Origin of the sequence: Pseudomonas sp. C8002 (genome assembly GCF_013385765.1) — a bacterium.
In the GTDB taxonomy this organism is placed as follows: Bacteria; Pseudomonadota; Gammaproteobacteria; order Pseudomonadales; family Pseudomonadaceae; genus Aquipseudomonas.
This window is the reverse complement of sequence record NZ_JACAPJ010000015.1, coordinates 106,248-120,716: the sequence shown is the minus strand read 5'-3', so window position 1 is coordinate 120,716 and position 14,469 is coordinate 106,248. Positions and strand designations below refer to the sequence as shown.

The window sequence follows — 14,469 nt, the reverse complement described above, 5'->3', positions numbered from 1 at the left end:
ATTAGAAAGGACGTGAAGTGTGCGCATTCACCTCCCTTTGAGTGCGTCCTGATCAGTGGCCCTGGCCCGGTCCGGCGTTCCGGGCCTTTGGGTTTCCATATGCTTCGCCGTCTCGATGAGGCGCCGTTTCAAGCCGGCTTGGGCACCGTAAACCGAAACTCGCTGCCTCGCCCCAACTCACTCTCAGCCTCGATCCGCCCGCCGTGGGCCTGCACGATGCCTTGGGTGATGTACAAGCCCAGGCCGCTGCCGGTGGGATTGTTTTCGGTTTGCGTCCAGTAGCGATCAAACACGTGAGGCAACTGATCAGGGGCGATCCCTTCGCCGGAGTCACGCACCGAAAACACGATCTCTTCGCCATTGCTCAACGCACTGATGCCGATATTGCCCTGGCGCGGGGTGAACTTGATGGCGTTGCCGATCAGGTTCGACAGCACCTGGAACAACCGTTCCGGGTCGGCATGGATTTGCAGCCCGGGTTCGGCATTGAAGGACAGGTCGATGCCCTTTTCCATCGCCAGGGGCGCGAGCAGTGAATAGGCCTCCTCGAACATCTGGCTCACGTCCAGGGCCACCGGCTTGACGGTGTAGCGCCCGGCTTCGATCTTCGAGGTGTCGAGCAAATCTTCCAGCAGCACATTCATGCGCCCGGCGGCTTGTTGCATGGTATCGATGGCCGAGGAAATCCGTCGCGAGGTGTGTGGGCCATCGGAACTGAAGGCCTTTTGCATCATGCCGCAGAGCATCGAGATCACCGTCATCGGGTTGCGCAGGTCGTGGGAAACCACCGCCACCAGTTCATCCCGGGCGCGCACCGCCTGTTGTTCACGCAGCACCTGGCGGGCCAGGTCATTTTCCAGGGCCGAGCGGCGCAGGTCGTTGGCGGCGAAGCGGTCACCGTGGCTCCATTTGGTGGAAATGCCGGCCATCTCCACCTTCCAGATTTCAAACGAGGTGCGTGGGCGAAGGTGCAGGCCCGCGTCGGTGCTTTCCAGGTCCAGGGGTTTGTTCGGGTCGCCGCTCCAGTTGATGTTTTCCTTCACTTCGGGACGAAACCACAACACGCCGTTGTCCACCGGCTTGGGCAAACTCATGGCCAGCACGCCACTGGCTACGTGCTGGTATTCAGCCGCCGGCGGGTAAACCGAGGCCAGGTTATGGCTGGCAAACACCGGCTGCCCGGTCTCTTGCAGCCACTTGTGCAGGGCGCGAATCTGCGCAGGTTCCGGGCAATTGCCGTAACGGTGCAGTTGCTTGTCTTCGATGATCGCCACACCGCCTGCGAGGGTCAGGTCCATCAGCAATTGCGGACGCTGCGCCAAGCCATCGAAGACGTTTGCGGGCGAGGCCTGCATGGCCTGGCTGAGCAAGGCCAGGGCCTCGACTTTTTCTTCGCGCTGGCGGCTTAGGTCCAGGGCCTCCATCGCGCTGATCTGCAACGACAGCACCTGGCCGATGGTCTGGCACGCGGTGCGCAAATCATTGGGCACCAGCAGCGGCTGGCGGTTGCCGCAACTGATCAGGCCCCAGAGTTTGTCGCCGGCCATCAGGGAGATGCTCATGGACGACAGCACCCCCATGTTTTTCATGTACTGGCAGTGAATCGGCGACACGCTGCGCAGGGTGGCGAAGCTCAGGTCCAGGGGCTGGCCGGTGTCCGGGCGCAACTTGGGCACCAGCGGCACTGCCTCATAATCGGCATTGGGGATGATCCGCAGCCAATTGGTGCGGTACAGCTCCCGGGCTTGTTCGGGGATGTCAGACGCCGGGAAGAACAGGCCGTTGAACAATTCCATCGACGGGGCGGACGCTTCGGCGATCACCTGGCCGTGGCCTTCCTCTTCGAAACGATAAATCAGCACCCGGTCATAGCCGGTCATGGCCTGGATTTCGTTGACGCTGATTTCATACAAGGCTTGCAGGGTTTTCGCTGCCTGCAGGCGTTGCAGCATCTTGCCCAGGTTGCTGGTCCGACCATTGAGTGCCCGCGGCTGGAAGTCCTTGAGCCGTGGTTCGAACTCCAGCACCAGTACATCCTGATGGCGGTGCAGCAAGCCTTCGAACTCGGCGCCGTTGAGGGTCATGTGCAGCGGTGCGGCGTCGAAAAAGCTGTTTTGCGTGACCATGGCCCGGACGGCTTCGGCATGTTCAATGCCGATCAATGTGTGCAGCGGCTGGCCCAGCAGGGATTCCGGTGAGTGGTTGAACAGTTCGGCTACGTTGGCGCTCACCTGCACGATATGCAGGTCCGGCTCGGACAGGGTCAGCAGCGCACCGTGGGGCTGGATGGCCCCCGGGAAGCGGATGGGTTCGTCTGCACAGTTGGCAAGCAGCTCTTCAAAATCTTCGGGTTTCATAGCAGTACCTCCTGGCTGTCGAGCCATTGCTCAAAGCAGCTGAATGTCGAGCGGGCCGCGTTCACGGCGCGCAGTTTGGCGTGTGCATCGAGGGGCACATGGCTCAGGTAGTCGAGAAAGTCTTTCCAGCGCCGACCGGTTTCAGCGCCGTACACGTTGAGAAACGCGCCGCCGTTGTCGGCATCCAGTCCCAGGCGCTGGGCCATTTCCCGGCGCAGGATCTGCCCGCCCAGGGTGGCGCCTTCCAGCACATACAGCGCGCCCAGGCAGGCGGCCGGCGTGTCGAGGAGCGGTAGCGACATGCAATGGGGAAGGGCGGCGATGGCTCGGGCGTCCAGGCCCAGGGCGTGAAGATCCGTCAGCAAGGTGGGAGTTTTGCGACGCAGCACCTGATCAAACCCCACGGGGATCAAGCCGCTGTCGTTCAGCGTCGTTTCCAGAGGGTTGTAGAACCCGTAATAGGCCTGGAGCAGGCGTTTATACCGAGTGTGATCCAGCTGCGGGGAGAAAAACGGCAAGCGCTTTTCCAGGGCGACGTGCAGTAAAGCGGTACCCGAGCGCAGGGCTTCAAGTACAGGGGGCGCACCAACGTCATGGGCCTGTGAATGCATTCAGTAAACTCGAACTGGGGGCCTGCTGGCCATGTAAGGTTGCTTAATAACTGACCGCAGGAGTCGCCGTGAAGTTCGCCTTGGCTGATATCGCGATGCTATCAGTGCATGGGCGAACCCTGCACCAGGGCCGACTGCACGCAGTCGATCAGGCGCTTGGTGGTCCACGGCTTGGGCAGGAACCGTACGGTGCTGCCCAACTGCGAGGCCATTGCGGTGTTGCCCGAGGTCAGCACCACCGGCAGCGTCGGCCAGCGATGGGCGACCACCTTGCTCAAGTCGTAGCCATTGAGCAGGCCGGGCATCTGGATATCGCTGACAATCAAGTCTACCGGATCACTGGCCCGTTCAAGAAAAATCATCCCTTCGTCTGCGGACGGGAACGAGGTCACCACCGCGCCGAAATCCTCCAGTACATCTACCATCAACGAGCGAATGATTTCGTCGTCTTCCAGCACCAATATCGATGGCTGAGCCATGATCCTTACTCCACCATCCGGGTTAAGTAAGGTGGAGTGGGGCGCCGTCGATTAGGTTCGATTGGATGTTTTTTTTGCGATGGGTGGTCATTTGGTTGTGTGCGTCAGGGCAGGGCGCTCCATATCAATTGAGTGGCTGTTTCCAGATGTTAATCTCTACAACGCCGACCAAGCCCCCAAGGATCCTTATGTTCATCCGCAACCCCATTGTCCCCGAGCTCATCGTGACAAGTCTCACGGCGAGCCTCGACTTCTGGGTCACCCAGTTGGGTTTCGACATTGCCTATCAGCGCCCCGAAGAAGGCTTTGCCTATCTCGACCAGCAAGGCGCGCAAATCATGCTTGAGCAATACGATCCGGATGCCGGCCAGTGGTTGACCGCACCGCTGGAAAAACCTCTGGGACGAGGCATCAACCTGCAAATCGATGTGCCTGCCGTGGCGCCTGTCTTGCAGCGTCTGGCTGCCATCGGCTGGCCGCTGTTCCGCGAGGTCGAAGACGCCTGGTATCGGGCGGGCGAGGTGGAGGCGGGCCAACGGCAATTCATCGTGCAAGATCCGGATGGCTATCTGGTGCGTCTGGTGCAGCGGTTGGGCGAACGACCTGTGGGGAGCCACTCATGAAATACGCCGCTTTACTCGCCATTGCCTTCATCGGTGGGGCCTTCAGTTTTCAAGCCGTCGCAGAAGGCGATGCCGAAGCCGGTGGAAAGTTATTCAGCAAGACCTGCGGCGGTTGCCATAGCGTCGGCGAAAACGCACGGGGTGGTTTCGGGCCGCAGCTCAACGGCATCATTGGCCGCCCGGCCGGCACGACCACGGATTACCAGTATTCAGATGCGATGAAGAATTCAGGGGTGGTCTGGACGCGGGACAAGCTGGCCGCCTACATCGAGGCACCGAAAAAGGTCGTGAGCGGCACTCGGATGATTTTCTGGGGGATCAGTGATCAGGAGAAGATCGACAACTTGCTGGCCTACCTTGCGACGTTTCAGAAGCAATAGACGTTTGTTACACCGCCTTGGCGGCCAAATGAAGAGCCCGCCAAAGACGGGCTGTGAAGGGGTTTTCATGAAGTTGGCGTTGAACTGATAGGGAGTAACGATGAAGGATTTGGTGGGGGCACTGATCGTTTTTATTTCAATAATTTTTTCTGTGACCATTGTATTTCTAGGCGTAGCGCTCGCTACCAAAAAGTCGCGTATGGAAATCCTGAAGACCTTGGGTGGGATGGATTTTGGGCACAATGGCATCGTGCGTATCGCCCAACTATGGGCCCGCAGTTTTCAGCGGTTGTTTGGGACTACGCTGTTTGCCAAGCGGCAAATTATTAGTGTGCCGCTGTATACGCTGGTGGTGTCCGTTGTTTTTTTCAGCGCCTGGTTATTGGATCTGTACTTATTCAACAACCCAGAGCACGTGTTTAATGTCCTGCCGCCGCTTAGTGTTTTGCAGGCGTTTGTGGATTTTTATACCAAGGGCCTGATTGTTGCCGTGGCAATCGACTTCGTCACGATTCAACTCACCAAGTTAAGCATCAACGTTGGAGTGCGGCGAGGTTTTTGCTCTCTGCGTTTTGCGCTGAGTTTCCTGCTGACAATTATGGTGGCCTACGTTCTGTTTACCGCCGCGACGTATTGGTTTCGTTGGTCGGACATGAATGAGCTGTACAACGCTTTACCCGCAGGTGAGGTGAGGCCCAATGTTGAGTATTCACCGTTCAGTGATTTTTATTACGCATTGTCCTTGTTTCAGCCTCCCACGATTATCCATGTCACCTCCCAAGGCTGGATAACGACTTACTTCATGCCGGAGCCGGTACTGCTTTACTGTGCGATTACGGGAACGCTCTCCCTGGTTGCGATCACGCTGGCTTATCTGTTTGCCCAAGGTGTCGAGTTACTCAGACGGTTTTGCCTGGGGTTTGTCAGCAGCGTTGGCACGCCCCGTGCCAACGCGTTGAGCGTTGTGGTGTTTATGGTGTTGGGACTGGTATTGCTGCCGATGTGCCTGTTTGCTGTTTATTTGGTCGTTTAGCACCATCAAGGCAGGCCCGGTCCTGGGCCGCATCGTCGTCATCCGCGGCCTCTTTGACCGGGTAGCGTAAGTGGTTTTTGTGCCGTTGGGGTTGGCCTCCTGGGGCGTCAGCGCACGTTCCGGAACAACATCAATCGCGCACTCTCATGCAGGCCACGGGTCAGCCCCTGCAACCGCTCAAACTCCTCGGGATACTGCTGAGCCACATTGTCCCTCGGCGTTTGCGACGCCAGGTCATGCAGGGTCGGCGAGCTGCCGTCGTGCTCCATTTGCAGCAGGAAGTCCTTGGTCACGCCGCCGATCAGCGGGAACGTGCCCTCGCGCAATACCAGCGGCACCACGCGCTCGCCTTCCGGCGCAGGTTGCTGGATATCCCGGCCCATCGCGCCATTGCGGAACGGTATGCCCGCCATGCCGGCCACGGTCGGCAGCAGGTCCGCCAGGCCGACGGCTTCTTCGATCACCCGGGGTTGCAGGCCGGGCGCGTGGATCATCATCGGCACGTTGTTGCTTTCCAGTCCAAGCTGCTCGAATGCCGGCGCCATGTGCGGAATCTGGCTGATTCGGGTGTTGTGGTCGCCGAAGAACACGAAGATGGTGTTGTCGTAGTAACCGCCAGCCTTGGCGATTTCCATCAGGCGGCCGATGTTGAAGTCCAGCAGGCGCACGGCGTTGTACTGCTCGACGCTGCGGCTGCCTGCGGCCTGGACTTGTTCCACGGTGAGGTCATGCACCTTGAAGCCATCGTTGGTCTTGGGGATGGTAAACGGTCGGTGGTTGCCGGAGGTTTGCAGGTAGGCGAAGAACGGTTGGTCCTTGGGGATGGCCCGCAGCAGTTCGTCGCCTTCCTTGAACAGGTCCAGATCCGAAACGCCCCACACGTCCACCCGTGGCGAGCGCCAGTGGCTTTCGTCATACAGCTTCACGCCGTCGATGCTCTGGCGGATCAAGGCGTTGATATTCGCCCAGCCGGCATTGCCGCCGATCATGTAGAGCTTCTGGTAGTCCTCGAACGCATTGATCAAGGTGTGTTGCCGGGTGATCAGCGGGTTGCGGGTTGCCGTCTCCTGGCGGGTAACGTCGGGCACGCCGGTGATGCTCGCCCACACGGTTTTGGCGGTGCCGGTGACGGGCACGTAGAAGTGTTTGAAGAACCAGCTTTCCTTCGCCAGCTTGTCGAGGTTCGGCGTGGGGTTCAGCGGGTTGCCATAGGCGCCCACGGCGCTGGTGCCGAGGGACTCGAGCATCACGAAGATCACGTTCGGCGGGCGCTCGCCCTTGAGCCGATAAGGCTGCACGGCTTGTTCACGGGCGAAGTTCAACTGCTCGGGGTCGGGCTGGCTGACCCCCAGATAATTCGCGACTTGCGGGTAATGCTCGCGCACCCGCGCCTCATCGAATTGCGACTGGCCGACCTTGAGGGTGTCGTACAGAAACAGCACCGGGTTGAGGCCCACGGCGGCGATCTGGTTGTTGCCGGAAAAGAACGCGTCGCTCCAGCGCAGGGGCACCGGGTTTTCGATATTGAGGTTGGCGACGCGGCCGAGCAGGGCCAGCAATACCGCGATCACGCCGACGGTGGCCACGGATGCGATGGCCAGCTTGCCAATGGGTTTGCGTTCGCCATCCAGGGTGATGCGTTCAAGGCGAACCAGGGCGTAGGTCCATAGGCCGACGGCGGCAAGCCAACTCAAGGTTATCCACAGCACCGGGTAGGTTTCCCACACCATCTGTTGTGAAATCTGCGCGTCTTCCAGGTAACGCAGCACCGTGGCGTTGATGCGCACACCGAGGTAGGCGTAGTGGCCGAAGTCGATGATGTACACCAGCCCGACGATGGCCAGCGCCAGCAGCAGATAACCCCGTGCCAGCCAGCGCAGGGCGGGGACAGTCACCAGGTTCCAGCGTGGCAGCCAGGCGAGCAGTGCCAGGGGCAACAGGATCAGCACCGCCAGGCGCAGGTCGAAACGCAGGCCGATGCCCACGGTTTCCAGCAGTGCGGGCTCCCTCAGGCCGACCCCGGAAAATCCCCATACAAACACCAGCCGCAGTGCCGCCAGCAACGCAAATACCAAACCGATCGCGCCCACGCCGTAGCGCAGGCGGCGCGAGTGCAACCATCCCATCATTGACCTCTGTGCAATTTTAAAAGAGGGCGCCAGGCAGCCATCGCCAGCATCCACAACCCGGCCACCAGGCAGTAGCCCGTCAGCAGTGGGTCGATCAGATAGTCCCAGTAGTTTTCCGAGGCCTTGAGCCGCAGCGCGAACGCCAGGGTGCCCGCCGCGAGCATCCACACCGCCAGCGTATTACGCAGCCAGAGCATCAACAGTGCTGCCGCGCCTATCAGCACGATCATCGGCCGAGGGTTGAAACCCCAGCGGTAGGGGTCAAAGTACGTCAGGCCCATCGTTGCCGGGTACAGCACCAGGCTCAGGATGCCAAACAGCAGCAGCACCTGGACCTTCAGCGGGCGCTGGAGCGGCTGCACCACACCCAACCGGCACAGGCTGACCCACGCCAGCAACACCAGGGTGCTGATGGCCAGGTCATCGGTGAAGCTGCGCACATACGCCGCCAACGGCAGTTCGTTGACCGGGATAAAACTTACCACCACCAACACCGGCAGCAGCCAGGGGCGCCAGGGTGTTGTGACGCGCAACAGGCTGAGCAGTACAAAACCCAACAGCACAAAACTCAAATGTGCTTGCCATACAGAAACCATCACAGGCGCTCCGACAGCCAGGCTTCGTTGAAGCTGACATGTTTGATAAAGGTGTTATTCCACGAGTACACCAGGTGGTACATGCCGTCCGGGCTGCGGCTGAAGTACGGGTACTCGTATTCGAAATCGCAGCCACGGGGCTTGCACACCCGGTAATCCAGGTTGCTGAGGAAGCGTTGTTCCAGCGGCAGGCGCAGGGCACCGCTGGAGGCGCGGAAGCCTTCGCCGATGATTTCCTTGTAGGCCTCGGGGGAGAACGGTTGGCCCAAGGGGTCGGGGGATTGATCCAGTTCCACCACGGTGCGCCACTGATTGAGCTTGGCATCGGTGCCGTACAGGCTGAGCTTGAAGCGGCCGTCCTGCAGGTCGTTGAGGGCCACGAGCAAACCGTCGCCTTCAGTGCCGACGGCTGCCAGCGAGGAGTTGGGATTGGACGGTTCCAGTGGGTAAGGCTCGCTCCAGGTTTGGCCGGCGTCTTCGGTGCGGCTGGCGAGGACTCGGTGATGGGTTTCGCCGGCGTAACGCAGCATGGCGATGGCGCGTTGGCCGTCCTGCGGGACGATGGTCGGCTGCAGCGAGTTCTTCCCACGGCTGATACGGAATTTGTTGACCACCGCACCGTCGGGGCTCAAGTACAGGTACTCGGCGAATTTGCCCATGAACTCGTGGTACACCGGCACGCCGATGGAACCGTCGGCGTGGAATACCGGTGCGGCGCGCACCAGCGTGCTGATATTGAAGAAAGGCGAGGTGATCAGTTGCCGAGGGGCCGACCAGTTCGTCCCCAGGTCATCCGAGACCATCACGTTGATCGCGCTGGTGGCCCAGCCGCCTACCGACACCGAAACGTAGAACATCCACAGGCGATTGTCCGGTGCCAGGGCGATCACCGGGTTGCCCAGTTTACGGATGTAGCGGTGCGTGCCGTCGCGGGTGCTTTCACGGGTGGCCAATACGTGCTCCGGGCCCCACTCGGCGCTTTTCGCGTCAAAGCGCGCGGTGCGCACCTGCACATCGGCGGCGCCCTCGCGGGACCCGGCAAACCACACGGCCATCAGGTCGCCGCCGGGCAGGGCGGTGACCGAGGAGGAATGCACAAAGTCATTGAGCTGCGAGGAGACAAAGCGGCTGCTGTATTGCGGGGCGGCCGCTGCAGGGGACGTGTCCTTGCCAGCTTGGGCAAACGGCGCCAGCACGTGGGGCGGGTGACTGGTCCAGGCAACTAGAAACACCAGTAGCAGACTGCAGATCGTTAAAGGCGCGCGTATCGAAAACGTGTCGAAAAAAGGCTTGTTGCGCACAGAAACACTCTCAACAGGCATAGGAGGTTTCACTGTGCAAAACCAACCTTAGCGAAAGCTTAGTTGGCAACGGCCCGTAACATCTTTCCCGAAATAGCCTCGACGGTTACACGGCATCATGCCGCCGGTTACTCCAGAGAATCAGTTATGCGCCTGCTCCTTGTCGAAGATGATCGTGCCCTTGGCCAAGGGATCCGCGTGGCCCTGGGCGCCGAAGGCTACACCCTGGACTGGTTGCAGGATGGCGTCAGCGCCTTGCACGCGTTACGCACCGAAAGCTTCGACCTGCTGCTGCTCGACCTCGGCCTGCCGCGTCTCGACGGCCTCTCACTCCTGCAAACCCTGCGCGCCGAGCAATACGACCTGCCGGTGCTGATCCTTACCGCCCGCGACGGCACCGCCGAGCGCATCGCCGGCCTGGACGCCGGCGCCGACGACTACCTGGTCAAACCCTTCGACGTCGAAGAGTTCAAGGCCCGTGTGCGCGCCCTGTTGCGCCGCAGCCAGGGCCGCGCGCAGCCATTGCTGGAACATGCGGGCGTGAGCCTGGACCCGGTGACCCAACAGGTCAGTTATCAAGGCGAGGACGTTGTGGTCACGCCGATGGAATACCAACTGCTGCACCAACTGATGGTGCGCCCCGGCAAAGTCGTCACCCGCGAGCGGTTGTCCCGCGCGCTGTACGGCTGGCAGGACCGCGTCGAAAGCAACACCCTCGAAGTCCTTATCCACAACCTGCGCAAAAAACTCTCCACCGAACTGATCCGCACCGTGCGTGGCGTGGGCTACATGGTGGAACTCAAACCATGAATTCGGTCCGCGCGCGCATCCTCATTCCGGTACTGGTGCTGATCCTGCTGGGTGATGGGCTGATCAGTTGGCTCGTGCTGCGGGACAGCCACCACGAAATCGAAGAAGTCTACGACGCCCAACTCGCCCAAAGCGCCCGTTTGCTGCAAGGCGTACTGCGCCAGCGCGATCCCGGCGATGCCGACTGGGACCGCCTCTACCAGGCTTTCGATCAAGCCATGAGCCGTGTCGGCGAAGACGGCGCCGCGCACCCCTACGAAACCCGCCTGACCTTTCAGGTATGGCGCGCCGACGGCCAACTGCTGGTGCGCTCCACCGACGCGCCGATCCTCAACGCACCGCCCACCACCCTCGGGCCTCACGACCTGATGGAAAACGGCAATGACTGGTGCGCGTTCATGCTCGCCGACATGCAACAAGGCCTGCTGATCTGGGTGGGCGAGCGCGACGACATTCGCCAGGACGTGATCCAGCGCATCATCCGCCACACCCTCTGGCCCATCCTGATTGGCGTGCCGCTGCTGGCGTTGTTGATCTGGCTGACCATCGGCTGGGGCCTCAAGCCCCTGCGCGCCATGGCCCAGGCCATTCGCGGGCGGGACAGCAATACGTTGCGACCGCTGCAACTTGAACCGTTGCCGGCGGACCTGGAACCGATGCAAACCGCGCTGAACCGCCTGCTGGTGCAGGTGGATGACCTGCTGGAGCGGGAGCGTCGGTTTATCGCGGACGCGGCGCATGAACTGCGCACGCCGTTGGCGATATTGCGCATTCACGCGCAGAACGCCCAGAGCGCGGGTACCGGGGAGGAGCGGCGAGAGGCGTTGGACTTCCTGGTAAATGGCGTGGACCGGGCGACGCGCATTGGCAGCCAGCTGCTGACCATGGCGCGGATCGAGCCGCAGTTGAACAACACCGTACGAGTGCGTGTGCCTTTGACGGAGTTGGTGCGCGAAGAACTTGCGGAACTGACGCCCCTGGCGATGGAGAAAGGCGTTGAGTTGGTGCTGGAAGGGGATGAGGAATGCTGGATTGAAACGGACCCGATAGCGTTGGCGATTGCGCTGCAGAACCTGGTGACCAATGCGCTGAATTTCTCGCCGGCGGGGAGTGAGGTGAGGGTGGTGGTGCGGGGGACGGATTCAGGAGGGGTGCAGCTGTGTGTGGAGGATGCGGGGCCGGGGATTGATGAGGGGGAGATTGGGCGGTTGTTCGAGCGGTTTTATAGCCGTGGGAATGCAAATGGGGCGGGGTTGGGGTTGGCGATTGTGCAGATGATCGTGGGGAAGATTGGGGGGCGGTTGGAGTTGTATAACCGGGAGGTGGGTGGGTTGTGTGCGCGGTTGAGTTTTAGCGCCTGTGGGGTGGAACCGGTGGGAATACCACACCGTTGAAGGTGTGGGTGCAGCAGTCGCAAAACGGCTTCATGAACGCGGGTGTCAGTTGTGGGTTAACTTTTTGCAGTAGACCAGTCTCGTCGACGTATAAGCCGCTGTAGTAACTGGATTCGTCCGTTCGTACGTACTCTTTTTTGTCGCTTTCATGCAGAGCAACCATCCAGAACACAGGTTCCGGGCGGTCCAGGCGGGCGTTGGCTTCGCTGAACACACCATCCCAATGATGGCCGACCTTGGACAGAAGAAACCGAAATAGTGGCGTGTAATCGAGACCGTGCCGGTGATGGCTATGCATTGATCCACGGCTGAGCATGGAATTCTTTTCGCTTTTACTATGGCGTTGTTGCCTGTAGGTGCGGCAACTGCCGTGACGCACGTTGTGCGTGCGGGTGTTGACTGAGCGGTAGAGAGGGGGCTTTTTCATTGGATTCCTTTATGGTTTCTTGGAGGATTGGGGCGGCCATGTGCCTTGGTAGCTGAAAGAGATTTGGTAATCGAAGTTCACGGGTTCAATTACGTGCTGGAAATGCGGTTGGATAGTCGCTATCCAGCTTGGGCGAACGTTGAACACGTCCGCATATATTGCCGTTTCTTGACTCAACCCTAGTGTTTCAAAAAAGCTCTCCGCGTCATCAATATCTGCCGAGTATTCATCTGCCTTCACGTAATTGCTTTGCTTGTCGTACCAACGCAATCTGACTTTCATAACCATGATGTGTTTTCCACTTATCTGTATATGCGGCGTTCGGGTTTTGCTCGACCTCGGCGCTCACCGGTGTAGGGATCGAATGCGTCTAGGTGGGCAAGGTCACTGTTTCGATAGACTTCTAATTCGCCTTTCTTGGAATCCCACTATATTTTCCTCCCTTTGGCATCTATCCAGCGCTCGCGTAAGCCGCTACCGCCTTTTCTAGGTGTCACGGGTCTTTGGTCTATCAGACCTGGAAAGCCTGTTATGTCTGCAGCGTTGGGGGCCGGGAAATAATCATGGTCCGGGTTTTTAAGCCCCTTTCGTGGTTCGTTAACCACCACATACAGCGGCCGAACCCCCGACTCCACCGAAAAAACCAGAATAAAATCCCGATACTCCGGCGGATAAATCGGGTTCACCAGCATCTGTTTGGCCGCCTCCGTCGGCGGATAAATCCACATCACCGGCGCTTGTGGTGCAGCCTCCAATGCCGGTATGCCAAGGGTGTCGCCAGGATCAATGGCCGGCGTCCAAATCAGCTCCACACCCTCGCCAAGATCCGCCACGAACTGACTGTCACGACTCTGAAACTGCACCACATCGATCATCTGCCAGTCGGTATTTTTACCGGTGTAAAACCCATATCCCTTCAGCGTCCCATCGGCGCGTTGCTCGATATGCAACCGCATCCGCGAACGGGCTTTTTGCAGGTGACGAAGCTGCTCCATAGAGCGCACTGTCGCCAAGCTCCGACGGCCAGGCCAGCGCCACCAGCCCTGCAAGCAAACCCCCAGCGGCGGCACCGACCGCCGCAGCCGCGGACTCCAACGCGGATGTGCGCAGCACAAGCTGGCCAAGCCCAACGGGTAGGGCACTACCGCTGATTTTCCTGAGGGAAACTCCGCCTTGGCTGTCCACTTCCCGTCCGCCTAACAGCGTGAAGTGGCCGTAATCCTTGATCAGCTCAAGCGGCACATAACCGGTGGGGTTGTTGTAGCTGATGATCCCGTCGGGCAACTGGCACGACTTGGCGAATACATGGCCTGGAATTCTCGCGGGTTCAGGCGTGGGCGCGGGAGGGGCTTCATACAAATCAATGAACGGTGAATACGGAATCTGCTTAGGCTGCGGCGTCAGGATTCGCCGCTTCAGCTGCTCTTCTTCGGTAATTGGATACGCGCGCTCTGTCATGGCTGCTCACTTCCCTGTGCAAGGAAGCGAGCCTATGAGAGCGGAGAAGAACCTGAAATTCTCGTTGTTCGATGGGAGGTGTGGGGAAAGTCACTTTAGCAATCGCTACATTGATTCAAGCACGCTTACTCTGCCTGAGAGCGCTGTATCTGCGCGCCCAACTGCGCGGCTTTATTACGTAACCCGTCCAACCGGTCGTTCAACTCCTTGTATCCAGGCTTCCAGAAAAAAACGCCGCCTTCGCTGCTTTGTCCAAGAACGAGGTCATTGAACGAGCCCATTCCGCCGTATGCAGAGCGCAAATAGGTGATTCCGGAGTAATCGGATGCTTGCAATAAGGTTTTGGCCTTACGCATCCATCGGCTCCAGTGATTGTCCCCATCGCTTTCCAGCAGGATGGCAAGTTCCTCAAGCACATCGATTAGCTCTGCGGTTTTTGGGCCCATAGTGGGAAATCCTTAAAAGCGGAGTTTTCGTAACGGTTCAAAGCACATGCCTGGAAATCACCCTCGATATCTCAACAATCGACGTCTTTCCCGTGAATTCAAACTTCACTTTCCCCACCGCCGAAAAGTAAATCTCCAACTCCGAATCCAGGTCAAAGGTCCCCGAGGTTTCCACCGAATACGCGACGATATTTTTATACGGCAGGGACGTGAAATCCTTTTTGCTGCCGGTAATTCCCTGCACGTTCACGGCGATGATGCGCTTGGTGGTGAACACCACCCCATCGCGCATGGCCTTGTAGGAATCGATGACCTGCTCATCATCCAGCAGCAATGACGAAACGCGCTCGGCGTATTCGTTGTTTTGCTTGAGCTTGAAGAAGCCTTTGTTGTTGAAGTCGATCATGTGCCTTTCCTTGGGTGAG

The 14,469-nt window shown here is 59.4% G+C and carries 15 protein-coding genes and 1 pseudogene; 5 read left to right on the top strand and 11 right to left on the bottom strand.

From position 1 onward, the window contains the following. Window positions 1-128: 128 nt before the first annotated feature. The 3 genes from HX814_RS21765 to HX814_RS21755 form a co-directional block, all read right to left on the bottom strand. Window positions 129-2,357: an ATP-binding protein gene (locus tag HX814_RS21765; RefSeq protein ID WP_177008169.1), complete on the bottom strand. Its 2,229-nt coding sequence runs from the start codon at window positions 2,355-2,357 to the stop codon at window positions 129-131. Then, a complete protein-coding gene (locus HX814_RS21760; protein WP_177008168.1) occupies window positions 2,354-2,968 on the bottom strand; it encodes a biliverdin-producing heme oxygenase in 615 nt (204 codons plus the stop codon). Before HX814_RS21760 ends, HX814_RS21765 begins: the two co-directional genes overlap by 4 nt. Before the next feature lie 101 nt (window positions 2,969-3,069). Beyond that, window positions 3,070-3,447, bottom strand: a complete 378-nt coding sequence (locus tag HX814_RS21755) for a response regulator (RefSeq protein ID WP_003210361.1) — start codon at window positions 3,445-3,447, stop codon at window positions 3,070-3,072. A gap of 188 nt (window positions 3,448-3,635) precedes the next feature. On the opposite strand from HX814_RS21755, the gene HX814_RS21750 reads away from it, so the two are divergent. The 3 genes from HX814_RS21750 to HX814_RS21740 all read left to right on the top strand — a co-directional run bounded on the left by HX814_RS21750 (window position 3,636) and on the right by HX814_RS21740 (window position 5,483). Beyond that, entirely contained in the window at window positions 3,636-4,070 is a 435-nt protein-coding gene (locus tag HX814_RS21750) for a VOC family protein (RefSeq protein WP_177008167.1), read from the top strand. Next, window positions 4,067-4,450 carry a cytochrome c family protein gene (locus HX814_RS21745; protein ID WP_177008166.1) on the top strand — a complete coding sequence of 128 codons (384 nt, stop codon included), beginning with the start codon at window positions 4,067-4,069 and terminating at the stop codon, window positions 4,448-4,450. Before HX814_RS21750 ends, HX814_RS21745 begins: the two co-directional genes overlap by 4 nt. A 100-nt stretch (window positions 4,451-4,550) precedes the next feature. Then, window positions 4,551-5,483: a hypothetical protein gene (locus HX814_RS21740; RefSeq protein WP_177008165.1), complete on the top strand. Its 933-nt coding sequence runs from the start codon at window positions 4,551-4,553 to the stop codon at window positions 5,481-5,483. A 107-nt stretch (window positions 5,484-5,590) separates the two neighbouring features. Here HX814_RS21740 and HX814_RS21735 read toward each other — a convergent pair whose 3' ends face one another. Genes HX814_RS21735 through HX814_RS21725 form a run of 3 tightly spaced genes read right to left on the bottom strand, consistent with a single transcriptional unit; the run spans window position 5,591 to window position 9,476 of the window. Further along, the gene (locus HX814_RS21735; RefSeq protein WP_177008164.1) at window positions 5,591-7,609 is read right to left on the bottom strand and encodes an LTA synthase family protein; all 2,019 of its coding nucleotides are present in this window, start codon (window positions 7,607-7,609) and stop codon (window positions 5,591-5,593) included. Beyond that, window positions 7,609-8,208 (bottom strand): hypothetical protein, encoded by a 600-nt coding sequence (locus tag HX814_RS21730; protein WP_087695143.1) that lies wholly within the window; start codon window positions 8,206-8,208, stop codon window positions 7,609-7,611. The genes HX814_RS21735 and HX814_RS21730 overlap by 1 nt, the downstream gene beginning before the upstream one ends. Beyond that, on the bottom strand, window positions 8,208-9,476 hold the full coding sequence (locus tag HX814_RS21725; RefSeq protein WP_177008199.1) for a sialidase family protein: 1,269 nt from the start codon (window positions 9,474-9,476) through the stop codon (window positions 8,208-8,210). The genes HX814_RS21730 and HX814_RS21725 overlap by 1 nt, the downstream gene beginning before the upstream one ends. Window positions 9,477-9,656: 180 nt before the next feature. Here HX814_RS21725 and HX814_RS21720 point away from each other — a divergent pair, with 180 nt between their 5' ends. Both HX814_RS21720 and HX814_RS21715 read left to right on the top strand, forming a co-directional pair. Then, window positions 9,657-10,319: a response regulator gene (locus HX814_RS21720; RefSeq protein WP_177008163.1), complete on the top strand. Its 663-nt coding sequence runs from the start codon at window positions 9,657-9,659 to the stop codon at window positions 10,317-10,319. Beyond that, window positions 10,316-11,713, top strand: coding sequence for a sensor histidine kinase (locus HX814_RS21715; protein ID WP_177008162.1), 1,398 nt, complete (start codon window positions 10,316-10,318; stop codon window positions 11,711-11,713). The genes HX814_RS21720 and HX814_RS21715 overlap by 4 nt, the downstream gene beginning before the upstream one ends. Here the strand turns inward: HX814_RS21715 and HX814_RS21710 are convergent. The 5 genes and pseudogenes from HX814_RS21710 to HX814_RS21690 all read right to left on the bottom strand — a co-directional run bounded on the left by HX814_RS21710 (window position 11,670) and on the right by HX814_RS21690 (window position 14,450). After that, window positions 11,670-12,140, bottom strand: coding sequence for a hypothetical protein (locus HX814_RS21710; RefSeq protein ID WP_083853253.1), 471 nt, complete (start codon window positions 12,138-12,140; stop codon window positions 11,670-11,672). The two genes, HX814_RS21715 and HX814_RS21710, sit on opposite strands and share 44 nt — an antisense overlap. 9 nt (window positions 12,141-12,149) lie before the next feature. Then, window positions 12,150-12,428 (bottom strand): colicin E3-like toxin immunity protein, encoded by a 279-nt coding sequence (locus HX814_RS21705; RefSeq protein WP_008438442.1) that lies wholly within the window; start codon window positions 12,426-12,428, stop codon window positions 12,150-12,152. Window positions 12,429-12,442: 14 nt separating this feature from the next. After that, window positions 12,443-13,598, bottom strand: a pseudogene (locus HX814_RS21700) (S-type pyocin domain-containing protein). A gap of 125 nt (window positions 13,599-13,723) precedes the next feature. Beyond that, complete coding sequence (locus HX814_RS21695; protein ID WP_008438441.1) at window positions 13,724-14,044, bottom strand: hypothetical protein; 321 nt, start codon at window positions 14,042-14,044, stop codon at window positions 13,724-13,726. Between the two features lie 37 nt (window positions 14,045-14,081). Further along, complete coding sequence (locus HX814_RS21690) at window positions 14,082-14,450, bottom strand: PH domain-containing protein (RefSeq protein WP_003210321.1); 369 nt, start codon at window positions 14,448-14,450, stop codon at window positions 14,082-14,084. Between the last annotated feature and the right edge of the window lie 19 nt (window positions 14,451-14,469).